The following is an 18,943-nucleotide window of genomic DNA, read 5'->3' as shown; positions in this document are numbered from 1 at the left end:
CGTCGCCTCGCAGCGGCAGGCGAGCAGCCCGGGGGCGGTCAGCCGACGCCCCGCAGCGGCAGGCGAGTGGCCCGGGGCGGGGAGCTGTCGGGTCGTACACCCGGCGGGCAGCTCAAGGAGGTCAGCCAGCGCCGGCAGGCAGCCGGCCGGCGGCCAGGGGCAGCGAGCCGTCGGCCCACAGCGCCCGGCGGGCGGCCCCGGGCGGGCAGCCGACGCCGGCGGGCAGCCGGCAAGCAGCCCCGGGCGAGCAGTCGGCGTCTGGGGACGCTCAGCGTGCGGCCGGGACCGCGACCGGCGGCTGTGGTCCCACGTAGCGCGCCACCGGCCGGATGATCTTCGAGTCGGCCGCCTGTTCCAGGATGTTGGCGCTCCAGCCCACCACGCGTCCCGCGGCGAAGGTGGGTGTGAACATCTCGCGGGGCAGGCCGCAGAGCTCCATGACCACGCCGGCGTAGAACTCGACGTTGGTGTGCAGCTCGCGGCCGGGCTTCAGTTCGGCGAGGATCGCCTCGACCCGGCGCTCGACCTCCACGGCGAACTCGACGCGCGGACCGCCGAAGCCGAGCGCGATCTCCCGCAGCATCCGTGAACGCGGGTCCTCCGTGCGGTAGACGGCGTGCCCGAAGCCCATGATCCGGTCCCCGGCGAGCACCCGCTCCCGGATCCAGGGGTCGATCCGGTCCGGGGTGCCGATGGCGTCCAGCGTGTCCAGGGCCCGGCTGGGCGCACCTCCGTGCAGCGGCCCGGACAGGGCGCCCACGGCTCCGGTCAGACAGGCCACCACATCGGCGCCGGTGGAGGCGATGACACGGGCCGTGAACGTTGACGCATTGAATCCATGATCAATGGTTGAGATCAAGTATTGCTCGACGGCACGCGCCCGCTGCGGCTCGGGCTCCGCCCCGTTCAGCATGTACAGGTAGTTGGCCGCGTATGGGAGGTCATCGCGCGGCTCGACCGGATCGAGGCCCTGTCCGAGCCGGTAGAGCGCGGTGAGCAGCGTGGGGACGGCCGCACAGACCGCCACGGTGTCGGCGCGGCGCCGGTCCGCGTCGATGTCGTACACCGGTCGCAGCGCCCGCGCCGCACCCAGCAGTGACAAGGCCGTGCGCAGCCCGGCCAGCGGACCCGGGACGCGGCTCGCGGCGGCGATCGCGGGCAGTGCCGCCCGGACCTCCTCGGGCAGCCGCCGCAGCGCCACGGTCTGGGCGGTGAAGGCCGCACGGCGCTCCCCGTCCGGGAGCGAACCGTGCACCAGGAGATGCCAGACGTCCTCGAAGGTGCGGGTCCGCGCGAGTTCGACGGCCGAGTACTGCCGGTAGTGGTAGAAGCCCTCCCGCCCGCGGACGTCGCCGATCTCGGTCTCGGTGACGACGACGCCGGCGAGACCGCGGGGTGCGTCGACGAGTGGGATTGCGGTCCTGTTGATGACCATGGTTCTCCTCCCTGGACTTGATCCGACTGTCCATGCTTGACTAATGGCGTGTCAATATTGATTAAATCAATACATGGCGATCAAGGTATATAGAGGCGGCTACGGTGACCTCCATGCGCGATCCCGAACCCGCTCCCCCCGGCCGTCCCGGGCGAAGACTGACCACCAAGGAGACCGCCGAACTGCTCGGCGTCAAGCCCGAAACCGTGTACGCGTACGTGAGCCGCGGCCTGCTCAGCAGCAGACGCGAGCCCGGCGGCCGCGCCAGCACCTTCGAGGTGAGGGAGGTCGAGGCCCTCGCCCGGCGCCACCGGCGCGAGGCCGCCGCGAGCCCGGGCTCCGGCGGGGACCTGTCCGTCCGGACCCACATCACGCTGATCGAGCGGGACCGGTACTTCTTCCGGGGCGTGGACGCCGTGGAGCTGGCCCTCCAGCACTCCTACGAGGAGGTCGCGGAATGGCTGTGGACGGGCCGGCTGACCCCGGGCGTCACCTTCGCCGCGCCCGGCCCCACCGTCGAGGTCGCCCGCCGCGCGGTGAACGCCCTGAGCGAGCACGCCTCCCCCACCGACCGGCTGCGCGTGGCGGCGATCGCCGCGGCGGCCGAGGACCCGCTGCGCTTCGACCTGTCGGAGGAGGCCGTGCTGAACACCGCGCGGATCCTCATCCCGACGCTCGTCGCCGCGCTGCCGCCGGCCCGGCACGCCCACAAGGACGACGGTCCGCTCGCCCACCGGCTGTGGGGCAGGCTGACCGGCCGCCCCGCCGACGAGGCGTCGCTGCGGGTCCTGGACACCGCGCTCGCCCTGCTCGCCGACCACGACCTGGCCGCCTCCACCCTCGCGGTCCGGGTCGCCGCCTCGGCCCGCGCACACGCCTACGCGGCCGTCTCGTCCGGGTTCGGCGTCCTGGAGGGCCCGCTGCACGGCGCCGCCAGCGGCATGGCCCACCGCATGCTGCTCGACGTGCTCGACCAAGGGACCGCGGTCCCGGTGATCGCCGACGAACTGCGCGCCGGCCGCCGCGTCCCCGGTCTCGGCCACCGGCTGTACACCGGGGAGGACCCCCGCGCGCGTGTCCTGTTCGACCTCCTGGAGGAGGTGCCGCGCGCGGAGTCCGCGCTGCTCGCCGCCCGCGACATCGTCGCCACGACCGCCCGGCACACCCCGCTGCACGCCAACGTCGACCTGGCCCTGGCGGTGTTCACCGCGTCCAGCGGCATGTCCGCCTCGGCGGGCGAGACGATCTTCGCCGTCGCACGGACGGCGGGCTGGATCGCACACGCCCTGGAGGAGTACGGCGAGCGCCCCCTGCGTATGCGCCCGGTCGGCCACTACGTCGGCCCGCGGCCTCCCCAACCCCTCCCGGGGTAGGCCGCGGCCGAAGGCCCCGCTCCGGCGCAACCGCCCCGAAGCAGGACGCAACGGTGGCCGGAAGTCACCCCAGGGAGGGTCAGGTTAGGCTCACCTCTGTGAGTAGGTGTGCGACCGCGTCCCGGAGCCTCGACGAGCCCGTTTCCGGTACGGCGGCCACGGCGACGACGTGGCTGCTGCTGGAACAGCCCGGCCCGTGGGGCGCCAAGGCCCTCACTTCGAGCCACCTGGACCCCGCCCTGGGCCGGGCCCTGGAGTCGGCCGCCGAGGGAACCGGCGTACGCGTCGCGCTCATCCGCCGCCCCGGGCGCCACGCCGACCCCGGCAGGGCCGCCGTACGGCAGCTGTACGTCGCCCACACCGTGCCGGGCCGCGTGTGGCTGCACAGCGCCACGACCCGGGATCCGCGCCGGCTGCTCGGCCTCGACTTCGCCGCGCTCGGAGCGGGCGACCCCCGCTCCTTCGGCACCGCGCTCGGCGGGCGGCCGCACCGCGGCGACCCGCTCGCGCTCGTGTGCACCAACGGCAAGCGCGACCGCTGCTGCGCCCTCCTGGGCCGCCCGCTGGCCACCGAACTGGCCGCTTCGGGAGTGCGCGGCATCTGGGAGGTCACCCATCTGGGTGGACATCGCTTCTCGCCGACGGTGCTCGTGCTGCCGTACGGCTACGCGTACGGCCGCGCCGAGGCGCACACCATCAAAGAGGCGTTGCACGGTGTCCGGGAAGGGCGCGTGGTGGTCGAGGGATGCCGCGGGTGCTCGGCCTGGGAGCGGCCCGGTCAGGCGGCCGAGCTGGCCGTCCGGTCGGCCGCGGGCGAGTACCGGGCGGGGGTGCTGGGCGTCGTACGGACCGACGGCGGGGCGCCACGCTGGGACGTCACCGTCGGGCACACCGACGGGCGGCGCTGGCGGGTGACCGTGGCGCAGCGCGCGTCGCTGCCGCCGCGACCGGAGAGCTGTGCCGCGTCGGTCCTGGGAACGCCCGCGCGGATGGACGTGGTGGACGTGCGCGAGCTGCGGCCGACGGCTCTGGCGAGCTGACCGCACCCGCCGCAACGACTCCTTCAAGAATTGGTCAAGAGATCCACGCCACACCTCCTGGGGACCGGCCCGCGCGTCCACGTACCGTCGTGGGTATGAGCCCCACTGCCCCCGCACGCCGTCTGCGCCTCGGTCTGCCACGGCGGGTGTTCTCGCAGGTGCTGCTGATGCAGGTGGCGATCGCCGCGGGGGTGGCGGTGCTCGCGACCGGGCTCTTCCTGGCACCGCTGAGCAAACAGCTGGACCAGGAGGCGGAGCGCCGGGCGCTGGCGATCGCGCAGACCACGGCACAGGACCCGCAGATCGCCGAGGGGGTCCTGACGACCCCGCCGACCAGTGACGGCCCGGTGCAGAGGGAGGCCGAGCGGATCCGCAGGGCCACGCACGCCGAGTACATCGTGGTGCTCGACCGGAACTGGGTGCGCTGGTCGCATCCCACCACCTCGCAGATCGGCAAGGAGGTCTCCACGAGCCCCAAGGACGCCCTGGGCGGCAAGGAGGTCATGGAGATCGACAAGGGCACCCTGGGCCGCTCCGCGCGCGGCAAGGTGCCGCTGTACGACGCCGGCCACCGCATCATCGGGGCCGTCTCGGTCGGTATCGCCTACGACAGTGTGCGGGCGCGGCTGATCGGCGCGATCCCGGGGCTGTTCGCGTACGCCGGCGGGGCGCTCGCGGTGGGTGCGCTGGCCGCCTGGCTGATCTCCCGCCGGGTCCAGCGGCAGACCCGGGATCTTGCCTTCTCCGACATCTCGGCGCTGCTCGCGGAGCGCGAGGCGATGCTGCACGGCATCCGCGAGGGCGTGGTCGCCCTGGACCGCGGCGGTCGTGTCCGTCTGTTCAACGACGAGGCGCGGCGGCTGCTGGGCATCGGCGACGAGGCCGTCGGGCAGACCCCTGACGAGGCGCTCGGCGCGGGCCGTACGACGGACGTCCTGGCCGGCCGGGTGAAGGGCACGGATCTGCTCACGGTGCGCGGGCAGCGCGTGCTGGTCGCCAACCGCATGCCCACCGACGACGGCGGCGCCGTGGCCACCCTGCGCGATCGCACCGAACTGGAACAGCTGGGCCGCGAACTGGACTCCACGCGCGGGCTGATCGACGCCCTGCGCGCCCAGGACCACGAGCACGCCAACCGCATGCACACCCTGCTCGGGCTGCTGGAGCTGGAGATGTACGACGACGCCGCGGAGTTCGTCGGCGAGGTGGTCGGCGACCACCGGGCCACCGCCGAGCAGGTCACCGAGAAGATCCACGATCCCCTGCTGGCCGCGCTGCTGGTCGGCAAGGCGACCGTGGCGGCCGAGCGCGGTGTCGCCCTGTGGGTGTCGGAGGGCACCCGGCTGCCGGACCGGCTGATCGATCCGCGGGGCCTGGTCACGGTGATGGGCAACCTGGTGGACAACGCCCTCGACGCGGTCGCCGGCACGCCGCACGCGCGCGTGGAGGTCGAGTTGCGCGCCGAGGGCCGTGCGGTCGTGCTCCGGGTGCGTGACACGGGCCCCGGAATCCCGGCCGGCCAACGGGAGTTGATCTTCACCGAGGGCTGGTCCACCAAGAAACCTCCCGCCCACGGCAATCGGGGCATCGGACTCTCACTGGTGCGCCGGCTCGCCGAACGGCAGGGCGGGAGCGCGACGGTGGACGCGGCGGACGGGGGCGGCGCCGAGTTCACCGTGGTCCTTCCGGAGGCCCTGAGGGAGCCGGAGCTGGAGCCCGCGGTACGAGGGGAATCCGTCGAGCCCACCGCCGTCGCCGAGGAGGAGGCGTGATGATCGAGGTCCTGGTCGTGGACGACGACACCCGCGTCGCCCGGGTGAACGCCGCGTACGTGGCGAAGGTGCCGGGATTCCACGTCGCCGGCGAGGCGCACAGCGCGGCCGAGGCGCTGCGCCAGGTCGAGACGCTGCCGCGGCTGGATCTGGTCCTCATGGACCACTACCTGCCCGACGACACCGGGCTCGCGGTCGTACGGGAGATGCGCCGGCGCGGCCACCAGACCGACGTGATCATGGTGACGGCCGCTCGGGACGTGTCGACCGTCCAGGCCGCGATGCGCCAGGGGGCGCTGCAGTACCTGGTGAAACCGTTCGCGTTCGCCGGTCTGCGCGCCAAGCTGGAGGCGTACGCGCAGCTGCGGCGCACCCTGGACGGCGGCGGCGAGGCCGAACAGGCGCAGGTGGACCGCATCTTCGGCGCCCTGTCCGCGCCGTCGGAGCCCGAGCTGCCCAAGGGACACTCCCCCACGACGGCCGGGCTGGTGCGCCAGGCGCTGATGAACGCCGGAGGGCCGCTGTCCGCGCAGGAGATCGCCGAGCGGACGGGGGTGAGCCGACAGACGGCCCAGCGGTATCTGAAGCTGCTGGAACGCACCGGCCGGGCACGGCTGACCCTCAAGTACGGCGACGCGGGCCGCCCGGAACACCGTTACGTGTGGGCGACCCGCGGCTGAGCGGACCTGTCTACTTGGCAGCGTTGACGAACTCGGTCGTGTACGTCCTGCTCAAATCGATCTTGGCGTTCTTGATGGTGGGGTTGAACGACTTGAGGACCTTCTCAACGGTCTCCGGGCCGCCCTGGGGCATCACGCCGTCGTCGGTGAACATCGGCAGGGTGCTCTTGATGGCCTGGGTGTAGAGCGCCTTGTTGCCCTGGGAGTAGTCGGCGGGCATCTTCGCGGCGATCTCGTCGGCGCTGTGGGTGGACATCCACTTGAGCGTCTTGACGAATGCATCGGCCAACTTCTGGACGGTGTCCTTGTGCCCGTTTACCCAGTCCGTCTGCATGTACAGACTTGACGAGGGGTACGGCCCGCCCAGCGCCTTCTGCGAGCCCTCGGGGGTGCGCATGTCGAGGAGGACCTTGCCCGCCTTCTTGTCGAGGATCGCCGCGACGGTGGGATCGGTGGTCATACCGGCGTCGATCGAGCCCTGCTGCAGCGCGGAGATGAAGGTCGGGCCCGCGCCGACGGCGACCGGGGTGAAATCGCTGATCTTCAGACCGTTCTTGACCGCCAGGTACTTGGTGAGGAAGTCGGTCGAGGAACCGAGGCCGGTGATACCGAGCTTCCTGCCCTTGAAGTCCTTCGGTGAGGTGATGTCCTTCGCCTGCTTGGCGGAGACGACCTCGACCTCGCCGGGCGCGTGCGAGAACTGCACGACGGACTCCACCGACTTCCCCTTCGCCTGCAGGTCGAGCGTGTGGTCGTAGAAGCCGACGGCGCCCTGGACCTGGCCGGAGACGAGCGCTGTCTCGGCCTGGACACCGGCGGGCTCACTGAGGAGTTCCACGTCGAGGCCCTCGGAGTCGAAGTAGCCGAGCCGCTGGGTCAGCAACGCGGGCAGATAGATGACCTTGTCCAGGCCACCGACCATGATCTTGACCTTCGTGCCCTTCCCGTCGCCCTTGCTGCCGGCACCGGCCGAAGTGCCGCTCGCCGCGTCATTGGCGCAGGCGGTGAGCGAGGAGAGGGCCAGCAGGCCGGAGGCGGCGAGCGAAACGTATCTGGCGGTCTTGCGCATGGCGGTTCACGTCCTTGTGCGAGGGCGGTACGGGGAGGTGGGGACTTGGAGCGTGAGGGCTTTGGAGCGTGGGTCCTCGGGGCGGCGCCCGGTGGGCCGGGCTCAGCCGGAGTGCGCCGGCTTCCACCGGAAGATGCGGCGCTCGGCGAAGGTCAGCAGACCCTCGGCTGCGAGGGCGACGACGGCGAGGATGACCATCGCGGCGTAGACGCCCGCGGCGTTGAAGTTGCCCTGGGACGCGGCGACGAGCAGGCCGATGCCCTTGGTGGCGCCGATGTACTCGCCGACGATGGCGCCGATGAGGGCGAAGCCGAAGCTGACATGAAGGCTGGTGAAGATCCAGGAGGTCGCCGACGGGATGACCACCTGAAGCGTCACCCTGCGATTGCTCGCGCCGAGGATCCGGGCGTTGGCGACCAGGTTGCCGTCGACTTCGCGGGCGCCCTGGAAGGCGTTGAAGAACACCGGGAAGAACACCAGCACCACGGCCGATGCGACCTTCGAGGCGGGGCCCAGGCCGAACCAGATCAGGAAGATCGGGGCCAGCACGATCCTGGGGATGGAGTTGAGCACCTTGACGTACGGACCGAGGACGTCGGCGAGGAAGGCGATCCGCCCCAGAGCGATACCGAAGAGCACGCCGGCGACGACACCGATGACCCAGCCGAGCAGCGCTTCCTGCAGCGTGGCCCAGATCTGCTCGCCCAGCGAGCCCTGCGCCGTTCCGTGCATCACCCAGGTGGAGATCTGGTCCCAGATCTGGGACGGCATCGAGAAGTTGAACGGATCGATGATCTTGGCTCGGGACAGCCCTTCCCACAGGCCGAGCACGGCCACCAGGAGGAGCACCCGCGCGGCGTTGACCACCAGCTTGCGTCTGCGGGCGGCCTGGGCGCGCGACCGGGCGCGGTCGGGGGCCTTGGCCGTGGTGGCGACCGGCGTGGTGATGACCTCAGGCGACATGAGCGGCACCTCTTTCGCGGGTGATGCGGACCTCTTCGCCCAGGGACTCCCAGATCTCGCGGTAGATCTCGATGAACTGCGGCTGCAGGCGCACCTCCTCGACCTTGCGCGGCCGGGGCAGGTCGATGTCGAAGACCTGCTTCACGGTCGCGGGTCCGGCGGTCATCACGACGACCTTGTCGGCGAGCGCGATGGACTCCTCCAGGTCGTGGGTGACGAAGACGACGGAGGCGCCCGTGCCTTCCCACAGCTCCAGCAGTTCGTCCGACATCAGTGCCCGGGTCTGCACGTCCAGAGCCGAGAACGGCTCGTCCATCAGCAGGATCTCGGGGTCGTTGACGAACGTGGCGGCGAGGGCGACGCGCTTGCGCTGACCGCCGGACAGCTGGTGCGGGTAGCGGTCCTCGAAGGCGGCGAGTCCGACGCGGGCCAGCCACTCCCGCGCCTTCTCCTTGGCCTCGGCCTTCGGTACGCCCCGGAAACGGGGGCCGGCCATGACGTTGGACAGGACCGTGCGCCAGGGGAACGTGGCGTCCTGCTGGAAGACGAAGCCGACCTTGTCGCCGACGCCGTCGACCGGCTCGCCGGCCACCAGCACCTCGCCCTCGGTGGGCTCCTCCAAGCCGCTGACCAGCGTCAGCGTGGTGGACTTGCCACAGCCGGTCGGTCCTACGACAGCCACGAACTCGCCGCGTTCGACGGTGAGGTCCAGACCGCGCACGGCCGTGTGCAGTCCCCCTGACGGGGTCCTGAAGGTCTTGCTCGCGCCCCGCAGCTCGATGGCGGGACTGGTGTGTGCGCTCATGGCCCGGGACGGTAGGTGTGTCCCCGGCCACAGCAGGAGTCTTGTGAGCACAAGCTGTTCTTTTGCTCGCAAGAACCTGTTGTGCTCATTTTGCTCGCGCTACAACTGCGGAGCACGAAACACGGGCTTAACGCTCGCCGGCCTGAGGAGAGGCCTGATGATTGACGTCCTGGTCGTGGACGACGACTTCCGCGTCGCTGAGATAAACGCCAAGTACGTGGGAAAGGTTCCCGGCTTCCGGGTGGCCGCCCGCGCGCACAGCGCCGCCCAGGCCCTGACCGCCGTCGAACGCGGCGGCATCGACCTGGTCCTGCTCGACCACTACCTGCCGGACGGGACCGGCCTCGACCTCGTCCACCGCATGCGGGAGCAGGGCCACGGAACGGACGTCATCATGATCACCGCGGCCAGTGATGTGACGACCGTCCAGCACGCCATGCGCCTGGGCGCCCTGCACTACCTGGTCAAACCCTTCACCTTCGCCGCCCTGCGCGCCCGCCTCGACTCCTATGCCGCCCTGCGCCGCACGGTGGACCGCGTCGGCGGCCGGGGCCTGAGCGGACAGGAGCAGGTCGACCGGATCTTCGGGGCGCTGCGCACGGCTGCGGCACCGTCCGCGCCCGGCCTGCCGAGTGGTCACTCGGAGCCCACGACCGATCTGATCTGCGGCGTCCTGCACCGCTCGGACCAGCCGCTGTCGGCCCACGAGGTGGCTGCCAGGACCGGCCTGAGCCGCTCCACGGCCCAGCGCTACCTCCGCCACCTGGAACAGGCCGGCCGTCTGCGGCTCTCTCTGAAGTACGGCGACACCGGGCGGCCCGAGCACCGGTACGCCTGGGTGGCGCCATAGGCCGGCCCCCGTACGGCCGTCCTGCCCCGGCCGGCTGTGCGGCTGTCCCCGGCTAGGCGGCCCCGGCGCCGGTCAGCGACCGTACCTCCGTCTCGGCGTACTTGGCCTCGTCCGCGACCTCGTCCGAGGTGACCGTGCCGAGCCAGCCGGCGAGGAAGCCGAGCGGGATGGAGACGATGCCCGGGTTCTGCAGCGGGAAGTACTGGAAATCGACGTCCGGGAACAGTGAGGCCGGGCTGCCGGACACCACCGGGGAGAGCAGCACCAGGCCCAGCGCCGGGATCAGCCCGCCGTACACGGCCCACACCGCACCGCGCGTGGTGAAGCCACGCCAGAACAGCGAATACAGCAGCACCGGAAGGTTCGCCGACGCGGCGACGGCGAAGGCGAGACCGACCAGGAAGGCGACGTTGAGGTCACGGGCCAGCAGACCGAGGGCGATCGCCACGGCGCCGATACCGACCGCCGCCCACCGCGCCACCGCCACCTCGCTGCGCGCCCTGCCCCGTCTCCTGCCGCGCGAGCGCCGCAGAGACGCGTACAGGTCGTGCGCCACCGAGGCCGACGAGGCGAGGGTGATGCCGGCGACCACGGCGAGGATCGTGGCGAACGCGACGGCGGCGACCACCGCGAAGAGAACCGTTCCGCCGGTGGAAGCCGCGCCACCGCCCAGTTCGAGCGCCAGCAGCGGCACCGCGGTGTTACCGGCCGCGTTCGAACCGCGCACGGCCCCCGTCCCCACCACGGCGGCCGCCCCGAAGCCGAGCACGATCGTCATCAGGTAGAAGCCGCCGATCAGCCCGATGGACCACACCGCGGAACGGCGGGCGGCCCGTGCGGTGGGCACGGTGTAGAAGCGGGACAGGATGTGCGGCAGTCCCGCCGTGCCCAGGACCAGGGCGAGTCCCAGGCTGATGAAGTCGAGGCGCGCGGTCCAGCTGCCGCCGTACCTGAGACCCGGCGCCAGGAACGCCCTTCCATGACCGCTGCGCTCCGCGGCCGTCAGCAGCAACCGGTCGACGTCGCCGTGGAAGCGCAGCAGGAGGAGCGCGGTCAGCGCGACCGTGCCGCTCAGCAGCAGGACCGCCTTCACGATCTGGATCCAGGTGGTGGCCCGCATCCCTCCCAGCGACACATAGACCACCATGAGCGCGCCGACCCCGATGACCGCCCAGGCCTGGGCCGCGCCGCTCGTCCGCCCCAGCAGCAGCGCCACCAGGCTGCCCGCGCCGACCATTTGCGCCACCAGATACAGAACGGACACCGTCACGGAGGAGGTTCCCGCGGCGATCCGTACCGGCCGCTCGCTCATCCGCGCGGCCACCACGTCGGCCAGGGTGAACCGCCCGCAGTTGCGGACCAGTTCCGCCACCAGGAACAGCACGACCAGCCAGGCCACCAGGAAGCCCACGACATACAGCATCCCGTCGTACCCGTACAACGCGATCAGCCCGGTGACCCCGAGAAACGAAGCGGCCGACATGTAGTCACCGGCGATGGCAAAACCATTCTCCATGGGAGAGAACAACCGTCCTCCCGCGTAGAACTCCTCCGCCGAACCCTGCCGGTGACGGCTCACCCAGGTCGTGATCCCGAGGGTGACGGCCACGAAGCCGCTGAACAGCAGCAGCGCCAGCGCCTGGTGGTGACCGGTCACGAGGCGCCTCCCCGTCCGCGGGTCAGTTCCTGGGTGTCCCAGCGCAGCTCCAGCGCTGCCCGGTCCCGGCGCAGCCGCGCATGCCGGGCGTAGGCCCAGGCGAACAGGAACGTGGTGAGGAACTGTCCGAGCCCGGCCAGCATGCCCACGTTGACCGCTCCGGCCACGGACCGGGCCATGAGTCCGGGTGCGGTCGTGGCGGTGACCAGATAACTCATGTACCAGCCGAGGAAGACGGCGACGCCGGGGACGACGAACCGCCGGTACCTGCCGCGCACCTCCTGAAAGGCCGCGCTGCGCTGCACCTCGACGTACACGTCCCGGGCGCTCGGGCCTGCTCCGCCCCACTCCCCGCGAGCGGGCGGCACGGCGGCCGCCGGCACACCGGTGCCGTCCAGCTCGCCCCAGCCGGAGGCCAGCGTGTCGTACCAAGGGTCCTCGTGCGTCGCCTCGCGGGAGGGCGGTACCCCACGGTCTTCCTGGTTCTGGGCCGAACTCTCGGGACCGTCCCCGGCTCCCCGGGGACGATCATTGCTTGACTGCATGCCCAAGGATGGACAGATCGGGAAGATCCCTGACTCTTCTTCCCTCGGCTCTTCACCCCATCAGGTGACTCACTGCGCGGGCGGCCGCACCAGCCCCTTGCTGTAGGCGTAACGCACCGCCTGGGCACGGTCCTTGAGGCCGGTCTTCGAGAAGAGGTTGTTGATGTGTGTCTTCACCGTCGCGGTCGAGACATGCAGCTTGCGGGCGATCTCCTGATTACTGAAACCTTCGGCGATCAGCAGCAGGACCTCGGTCTCCCGCGCGGTCAGTCCGTCGGGCGGCGCGTCGGCCGTCACCGGGGGGCCGGCCTCGGGCTGCGACAGCCGCTCCAGCAACCGGCGCTGGACGCTCGGCGACAGCCCCGCGTCCCCCGACAGCACGCTCTCCACGGCACGCACGATCTCGTCACCGCCCGCGTCCTTGGTCAGATAGCCCCGGGCGCCGGCACGCAGTGCGGGGAACAACGACTCGTCGTCCGCGTACGTGGTGAGCACCACGACCTGCGTCCCGGGGTACTGCGCCCGGATCCGCCGGGTGGCCTCCACGCCGTCGCAGCGGGGCATCCTGAGGTCCATCAGGACGACGTCCGGGGCCAGTTCCGCGACCAGTCGCACCGCCTCCTCGCCGTCTCCCGCGGCACCCACGACCTGAACCCCGGGCAGCAGCCCGAGCAGCATCACGATGCCCTCCCGGACCACGGTCTGGTCGTCGGCGACCACCACCCGTGCGGGCTTCTTCTCCCCCTCCGTCTCCGTCATACCGGCACCTTCAGCGTCACCACGAACCCTTCCTCGCCCGCCCCCGCGTCCAGAGAGCCGCCCAGCAGCTCGGCACGCTCCCGCATGCCCAGCAGACCGTACCCCCCTCCGGACCCCGTGAGTTCGCCCGGCCGGCCGCCCGAGTCCCTTACGTCCAGCGTCACTTCGTGCTCGCGGTAGTCGAGACGCAGCTGCACCTTGGCGCCCTGGGCGTGCTTGCGGACGTTCGTCAACGCCTCCTGTGCGACCCTGCGCACGGTCTGGGAGGCCTCGGCCGGCAGCGGCCTGCGCTCACCCGTCACGGTGACCTCGGCGCCGTCGCACCCGCTGACGAGTTCGCTCAGGAAGTCCTCCAGCGGGGTCATATCGCCCCGTAGCGCGGACAGTGCCTGTCTGGTCTCGGCGAGTCCGTCCCGGGCCATCCCCCGGGCGGCCACGACCCGCTCCAGAATCCGCTCGCGGTCCGCGCCGTTCTCGATCAGCAGCCGGGCCGCCTCCAGGTGCACCAGTTGCGCCGAGAGGCTGTGGGCGAGCACGTCGTGGATCTCTCGTGCGATCCGTGCTCGCTCGGCCAGTGCCGCGGACTCCGCCTCGGCCGCCCGGGCGGCCCGCTCCTGGGTGAGCAGCCGCTGTGCGTTGCCGCGAGCCTCCGCGTCCAGCCGCAGGACGTATCCGGCGAGAGCCATGCCCACCACCGAGGCGGCCGTGGTCAGCCACACGTCGTTGTTGAAAGCGGAGTACGCGGCCAGGCCCACCGACGTCACGGGAGTCGCGGCCGCGAGGGGCAGCCGCTCCAGGGCGGTGATCCCGCAGCCGCACCAGAGCACCAGGGCCAGTCCCCTGAACCCGGCGGCCTCGGCGCCGACCGCCAGGCCCATCAGCGCGGCCAGCAGTGTCAGGGAAGGCACCAGCCGGTGCTGGTAGGTGGTCCGGTAGAAGGCCCAGGCGAGGAGAGCGGCGGCGATGACCCCCGCCATCGCCGCGAGTCCGCTCCAGATACCGACGTGCTTCTGGTTGTACGCGCCCCACAGCAGCAGGACGATCACAAGGGCCCTGACGGCCCAGGCGATCATGCGCCGGCGCCGGCTGATTCCGGCACGGCCGAGCGCCTCTTGCGACGGCCAGCGAGTCCAGGCGTTCTCCGTCACGCGCGCTCCCTCCTGACCGACCGCATGTCGTCACCGTACGCCGGGGCGGGGCGGTTCACGGCGCCGAGGGGCTGGGCACGCCAGGCCAGGATTCCGCCGCGGACCAGCAGGGTGGCGGCGAGTCCGAGCATCAGGGCGGCGCTGTCCTGGTGCAGACCGAGCGCGTGGCCGATGCCGAAGACACCGATCCGCAGGGCGATGCCCACGACCCATACGGCGATGCTCGCCTTGGTGCTCTTGGTCCACACGACACCGTCCGGTTCGGTCCAGATACGGGTCGTCCAGGCCCATCCGGCGCCGGTGGCCAGACCGACGAGCAGCTCCGCCACGAGCAGTACGGCGGATTCCGTTCGGTGGTGGCCGTCGAGGATGCCGGGCTCGCGCAGCGCGACCACGCCGAGGATCACGGGGATCAGCCACCAGCGCCGGTCGGTGTCGATCGCGCGGGCGCGGAACTGCCGCGTGATCACTATGGCGGCGACGGCCACGATCACCAGCGCGTTGGCGAACCCGGGCATCAGAGCCTCCGTGAGCGAGAAGAAGGTGCCGGGAGCGGGCGCTGCCGACACCTACGAAGCTACGGAAAAGCGCAGGTCGGGAGATCGGCGCCGGGGTGGATCACGGGTGGAATCCTGCAGCGGTCCGTCTCCACCCACGGGTGGACAACCAGGTGGGGGACAGCTGGGGCGGAGGGAAGACAGGGCAAGGCCCCGCCGACCGGTACGGCTCGTGGTGGCCGGCGGACGCCCCGGGCGAGTGCGAGCCGCGCCCCCAGCCCCGCCGCAGGGACCCGCCCGGCCGGCAAGGACGGCCGGCGAGGACGGCCTCAGGCCGACGGAGAACGGCTCACCGTCGCCTTCGCCGGCTCCCCGGCCCCACGTGCGCCCGAGCCCGGCAGGCGCGACGCGGCCGGCGGGCACCCCGAGCCTGGCGGGCACTCCGAGCCCGGCGGGCGCGACGCGGCCGGCTCCGGGCCGACCCCGCTCGCGTCGGCCCGGGAAAGCCCTGCCCGACCCCCCGCGGGCAAACCCGTCGGCCGAAGCCCAGCGCGGCGGCTACGCGTCGATGCGCGACCGGTCCAGCGTGGCCGCCGAGTTGGAGATGAACTCCTTGCGCGGCGCCACGTCGTTGCCCATCAGCAGGTCGAAGACCTGCTCAGCGGCCTCCAGGTCAGCGAGGTTGATCCGCCGCAGGGTGCGGTGGCGGGGGTCCATCGTGGTCTCGGCCAGCTGGTCGGCGTCCATCTCGCCCAGACCCTTGTAGCGCTGGATGGAGTCCTTGTACCGGATGCCCTTGCTCTGGAACTCCATGAGCTTGTCGCGCAGCTCGCGGTCCGAGTACGTGTAGACGTACTTGTCCTGGCCCTTCTTCGGCTGGACGATCTCGATACGGTGCAGCGGCGGCACAGCGGCGAAGACGCGGCCGGCCTCGACCATCGGCCGCATGTAGCGCTGGAACAGCGTGAGCAGCAGGCAGCGGATGTGGGAGCCGTCCACATCGGCGTCGGTCATCATGATGATCTTGCCGTAGCGGGCCTGGTCGATGTCGAAGGTACGGCCCGAGCCCGCTCCTATGACCTGGATGATCGCGCCGCACTCCGCGTTCTTGAGCATGTCGGTCACGGACGACCGCTGCACGTTCAGGATCTTGCCGCGGATCGGCAGCAGCGCCTGGAACTCGGAGTTCCGCGCCAGCTTGGCCGTACCGAGCGCGGAGTCGCCCTCGACGATGAACAGCTCGCTGCGGTCGACGTCGTCGCTGCGGCAGTCGGCGAGCTTCGCCGGCAGGGACGAGGACTCCAGGGCGGTCTTACGCCGCTGGGCGTCCTTGTGCTGGCGGGCCGCGACGCGCGTACGGGCGGCGGCCACCACCTTCTCCATGACGACCCGGGCCTGGGCGGCGGCGTCCCGCTTGGTGGCGGTCAGGAACGCCTTCAGTTCCTTGGTGACCACGTTGTTCACGATGCGGCGGGCCGCCGACGTACCGAGGACCTCCTTGGTCTGACCCTCGAACTGCGGCTCGGCCAGGCGCACGGTGACGACGGCGGTGAGGCCCTCCAGGGCGTCGTCCTTGACGATGTTGTCCTCGGCCACGCGCAGCATCTTCTTGGCCCGCAGGACGTCGTTCAGCGTCTGGGTGAGGGCCTGTTCGAAGCCGGCGACATGGGTGCCGCCCTTCGGCGTGGCGATGATGTTGACGAAGGACCGGGTCGTGGTGTCGTAGCCGGTGCCCCAGCGCATGGCGATGTCGACGCCCAGCTCGCGGGTGACCTCGGTGGGGGTCATCTGGCCGTGCTCGTCCAGGACCGGAACGGTCTCCTTGAAGGTCCCCTGACCCGAGAAGCGCAGCACGTCGCAGACCGGCCTGTCGCCCGCCAGGTACTCACAGAACTCGCTGATGCCGCCGTCGAAGCGGAAGGACTCCTCGCCCTTGCTGCCGCCCTCGCCGAGGCCGAACTCGTCGCGGACGACGATGGTCAGGCCCGGCACCAGGAAGGCGGTCTGGCGGGCGCGCTGGTGCAGGTTCTCCAGGGAGAGCTTGGCGTCCTTGAGGAAGATCTGGCGGTCGGCCCAGTACCGCACGCGCGTGCCGGTGCGGGTCCTGGGGATCTTCTTGGTCTTGCGCAGGCCGCTCTTGGCCTCGAACTTCGCCTCGGCACCGTCGGCCCCGAAGGCGCCCGGCACGCCACGCCGGAAGCTGATGGCGTGCGTGTGGCCGCCGCGGTCCACCTCGACGTCGAGACGGGCGGACAGGGCGTTGACCACGGAGGCGCCGACGCCGTGCAGACCGCCGGAGGCGGCGTACGAGCCGCCGCCGAACTTGCCGCCCGCGTGCAGCTTGGTCATGACGACCTCGACGCCGGACAGGCCCGTCCTGGGCTCGACGTCCACGGGGATGCCGCGGCCGTTGTCGCGCACCTCCACGGAGCCGTCGTCGTGCAGGACCACCTCGATGCGGTCGCAGACACCTGCGAGGGCCTCGTCGACGGAGTTGTCGATGATCTCCCAGAGGCAGTGCATCAGACCGCGGCTGTCGGTCGAGCCGATGTACATGCCAGGGCGCTTGCGCACGGCCTCGAGGCCCTCGAGGACGAGCAGGTGCCGCGCGGTGTAGTTGGAACCGTCCCGGTCTGCTCCTGCCAGCAGCGCTGTGGACGGCACGGACGTGTCGGCGGTCACGCGGTTCGCTCCTCGCTGAATTTCAGTTGACCCCCTACTGGGTAAGGGGACGGCTTCGGTTGCCGCTCAGAGGGTACCGAGGCCTGGTAGAGCCGGTGTAACGCCACCCTCGTCGAGAACTCAGACTAGTCCACGCTCGCATGCGTGTTCGATCCCTCGATGGAGTGAAGTACACATCACGTTCCCTTGGAGGCATGAACCATTTAGGCTCCGGGCACGTCCTCATGAACAACAGGCAACCCGGCCTGGAGGACCGAGACACAACACTGCGCGAAACCGTAAGCACCACAGAGACGCACTACGGCACATTCGCCGCCAACCGGCAGCAAACAGCCGCCCCGGAAGAATTTTTTCGAGGAAATGCCACGAGCGGGAACGTTTTCGGGCTGGTTGGATGTTGACCCTGGTACGACAGCTCGTCGAGCTAGAGAAGAGGCGACGTGACTACTGTTCTGACCCCCGCGAGCCCGCTGACGGCCGCCGATCGCTGCGACCGCTGCGGCGCCCAGGCATACCTGCGCGTCGTCTTGCTGAGCGGCGGAGAACTGCTCTTCTGCGCCCACCACGGTCGCAAGTTCGAGCCGGAACTCAAGAAGATCGCCGCTGAGATACAGGACGAGACGGAGCGGCTGACGTCCCTTCCGGGCACCGCTGCTTCCGAAGAAGAGCGCTGAATCTCGCACACACGACGAGCCAGCCCCGGCGCAGGCCGGTGAACGGGCGGCCGCTCCTGCCGAGGAGCGGCCGCCCGTGCTCATGCCCCGTACGAGCGCCTCAGGAGCGCGCGTGGGGCCGTTTCTGGCTCCCTGAGGCCGCTCCCAGGCCTCGTACGACGTCGGACACGCGGGTGTAGACGCCGGGGTTGCCCGGCCTGCCGCAGCCGCTCCCCCAGGACACGAGCCCGACCAGCCGCCCTGCGGCAACCAGCGGGCCGCCGCTGTCACCCTGGCAGGCGTCCGGGCCGCCGGCGGGTTCGCCGGCACAGAGCATGCTGTCGGCGCGATAGGTGCCGTCGGGGCCACCCGGGTAGGCACGGGTGCAGAGGTCGTCGGCCAGCACACGCACCCGTGCGGCGTGCAGCGTACGCGGGTAGGCGCCCGCGCCGCTGGTGTCACCCCATCCGGAGACCAGGGCCTCGGTGCCCGGCGTGTAGGCCGGGTCGCCCGCACTCGCCATGGGGACGACCGCGCTCTGCGGCAGCTCCTTGGCGAGCGTGATCACGGCGAAGTCGCCGGCGTGGGTCTCGCTGTCGTACCCGGGGTTGATCCGGGCATCCCGTACGGGGATCTCCTGGCCTTCCGCAGACAGGAGGTCGGTGCGGCCCGCGATGACCTTCAGGTCCCGCATACGGCTGGGAGGGGCCCCGAGGACATCCTCACCGAGGCAGTGAGCCGCGGTGAGCACCGTCGTCCGGGCGACCGCCACACCCCCGCAGAACTGGCCCGCCCGCGTACCGCCGAACCGGTCACGGCTGGACAGGGCGACCGTCCACGGGGCCTGGGAGACATCTATGGGAAAGCCCCCGACCACCACGCTGTCGGCGGCCACGGGTGTTGCGTTGACCAGGGGTATGACGGTCATGGCGGCCGCCAGTGCAAGCGGCCGGATCAGTGACCGGGCAACGGAACGACGCATGCAGGCTCCTCACTCCGGGTGCTACTGGGAACA

General features: G+C 71.1%; 17 protein-coding genes. 6 read left to right on the top strand and 11 right to left on the bottom strand.

Translation table 11 applies throughout. The features are described from left to right. Positions 1 to 268: 268 nt before the first annotated feature. Positions 269 to 1,435 (bottom strand): citrate synthase/methylcitrate synthase, encoded by a 1,167-nt coding sequence (locus IO33_RS0117460; RefSeq protein ID WP_031165762.1) that lies wholly within the window; start codon positions 1,433 to 1,435, stop codon positions 269 to 271. 113 nt (positions 1,436 to 1,548) lie between these two features. On the opposite strand from IO33_RS0117460, the gene IO33_RS0117455 reads away from it, so the two are divergent. The 4 genes from IO33_RS0117455 to IO33_RS0117440 all read left to right on the top strand — a co-directional run bounded on the left by IO33_RS0117455 (position 1,549) and on the right by IO33_RS0117440 (position 6,300). Beyond that, a complete protein-coding gene (locus tag IO33_RS0117455; protein WP_031165760.1) occupies positions 1,549 to 2,808 on the top strand; it encodes a citrate synthase in 1,260 nt (419 codons plus the stop codon). 98 nt (positions 2,809 to 2,906) lie between these two features. Beyond that, positions 2,907 to 3,848 (top strand): ferredoxin family protein, encoded by a 942-nt coding sequence (locus IO33_RS0117450; protein ID WP_031165757.1) that lies wholly within the window; start codon positions 2,907 to 2,909, stop codon positions 3,846 to 3,848. 95 nt (positions 3,849 to 3,943) lie between these two features. Then, positions 3,944 to 5,620, top strand: a complete 1,677-nt coding sequence (locus IO33_RS0117445) for an ATP-binding protein (RefSeq protein WP_031165755.1) — start codon at positions 3,944 to 3,946, stop codon at positions 5,618 to 5,620. Continuing rightward, positions 5,620 to 6,300, top strand: coding sequence for a response regulator (locus IO33_RS0117440; protein WP_031165753.1), 681 nt, complete (start codon positions 5,620 to 5,622; stop codon positions 6,298 to 6,300). The genes IO33_RS0117445 and IO33_RS0117440 overlap by 1 nt, the downstream gene beginning before the upstream one ends. 10 nt (positions 6,301 to 6,310) lie before the next feature. Here IO33_RS0117440 and IO33_RS0117435 read toward each other — a convergent pair whose 3' ends face one another. The 3 genes from IO33_RS0117435 to IO33_RS0117425 all read right to left on the bottom strand — a co-directional run bounded on the left by IO33_RS0117435 (position 6,311) and on the right by IO33_RS0117425 (position 9,137). Continuing rightward, positions 6,311 to 7,369: an ABC transporter substrate-binding protein gene (locus IO33_RS0117435; protein ID WP_031165750.1), complete on the bottom strand. Its 1,059-nt coding sequence runs from the start codon at positions 7,367 to 7,369 to the stop codon at positions 6,311 to 6,313. A gap of 102 nt (positions 7,370 to 7,471) precedes the next feature. Further along, positions 7,472 to 8,332, bottom strand: coding sequence for an ABC transporter permease (locus tag IO33_RS0117430; RefSeq protein WP_031165748.1), 861 nt, complete (start codon positions 8,330 to 8,332; stop codon positions 7,472 to 7,474). Beyond that, positions 8,322 to 9,137: an ABC transporter ATP-binding protein gene (locus IO33_RS0117425; protein WP_031165746.1), complete on the bottom strand. Its 816-nt coding sequence runs from the start codon at positions 9,135 to 9,137 to the stop codon at positions 8,322 to 8,324. Before IO33_RS0117425 ends, IO33_RS0117430 begins: the two co-directional genes overlap by 11 nt. A gap of 157 nt (positions 9,138 to 9,294) precedes the next feature. Here IO33_RS0117425 and IO33_RS0117420 point away from each other — a divergent pair, with 157 nt between their 5' ends. Further along, positions 9,295 to 9,987 (top strand): response regulator, encoded by a 693-nt coding sequence (locus IO33_RS0117420; RefSeq protein WP_031165744.1) that lies wholly within the window; start codon positions 9,295 to 9,297, stop codon positions 9,985 to 9,987. Positions 9,988 to 10,039: 52 nt separating this feature from the next. Here the strand turns inward: IO33_RS0117420 and IO33_RS0117415 are convergent, their stop codons facing one another. From IO33_RS0117415 to IO33_RS0117390, 6 genes are all read right to left on the bottom strand, one after another. After that, complete coding sequence (locus IO33_RS0117415) at positions 10,040 to 11,644, bottom strand: solute symporter family protein (RefSeq protein ID WP_031165742.1); 1,605 nt, start codon at positions 11,642 to 11,644, stop codon at positions 10,040 to 10,042. After that, complete coding sequence (locus IO33_RS44265) at positions 11,641 to 12,189, bottom strand: DUF485 domain-containing protein (protein WP_031165740.1); 549 nt, start codon at positions 12,187 to 12,189, stop codon at positions 11,641 to 11,643. The genes IO33_RS0117415 and IO33_RS44265 overlap by 4 nt, the downstream gene beginning before the upstream one ends. A gap of 69 nt (positions 12,190 to 12,258) precedes the next feature. After that, complete coding sequence (locus IO33_RS0117405; protein WP_031165738.1) at positions 12,259 to 12,948, bottom strand: response regulator transcription factor; 690 nt, start codon at positions 12,946 to 12,948, stop codon at positions 12,259 to 12,261. Continuing rightward, the gene (locus IO33_RS0117400) at positions 12,945 to 14,096 is read right to left on the bottom strand and encodes a sensor histidine kinase (protein WP_031165736.1); all 1,152 of its coding nucleotides are present in this window, start codon (positions 14,094 to 14,096) and stop codon (positions 12,945 to 12,947) included. The genes IO33_RS0117405 and IO33_RS0117400 overlap by 4 nt, the downstream gene beginning before the upstream one ends. Then, a complete protein-coding gene (locus IO33_RS0117395) occupies positions 14,093 to 14,614 on the bottom strand; it encodes a DUF1453 family protein (RefSeq protein WP_031165733.1) in 522 nt (173 codons plus the stop codon). The genes IO33_RS0117400 and IO33_RS0117395 overlap by 4 nt, the downstream gene beginning before the upstream one ends. A gap of 537 nt (positions 14,615 to 15,151) precedes the next feature. Further along, positions 15,152 to 17,275, bottom strand: a complete 2,124-nt coding sequence (locus IO33_RS0117390) for a DNA gyrase/topoisomerase IV subunit B (RefSeq protein WP_031165731.1) — start codon at positions 17,273 to 17,275, stop codon at positions 15,152 to 15,154. A gap of 440 nt (positions 17,276 to 17,715) precedes the next feature. Between IO33_RS0117390 and IO33_RS0117385 the strand changes: the two genes are divergently transcribed. Continuing rightward, positions 17,716 to 17,949, top strand: coding sequence for a DUF7455 domain-containing protein (locus IO33_RS0117385; protein WP_031165729.1), 234 nt, complete (start codon positions 17,716 to 17,718; stop codon positions 17,947 to 17,949). 100 nt (positions 17,950 to 18,049) lie between these two features. On the opposite strand, the gene IO33_RS0117380 is transcribed toward IO33_RS0117385, so the two are convergent. Then, positions 18,050 to 18,910, bottom strand: a complete 861-nt coding sequence (locus IO33_RS0117380; RefSeq protein WP_031165727.1) for a serine protease — start codon at positions 18,908 to 18,910, stop codon at positions 18,050 to 18,052. Positions 18,911 to 18,943: the final 33 nt, after the last annotated feature.

Origin of the sequence: Streptomyces durhamensis, assembly GCF_000725475.1 — a bacterium.
Lineage (GTDB): Bacteria > Actinomycetota > Actinomycetes > Streptomycetales > Streptomycetaceae > Streptomyces > Streptomyces filipinensis.
This window is presented reverse-complemented; position numbering and strand designations above follow the sequence as displayed.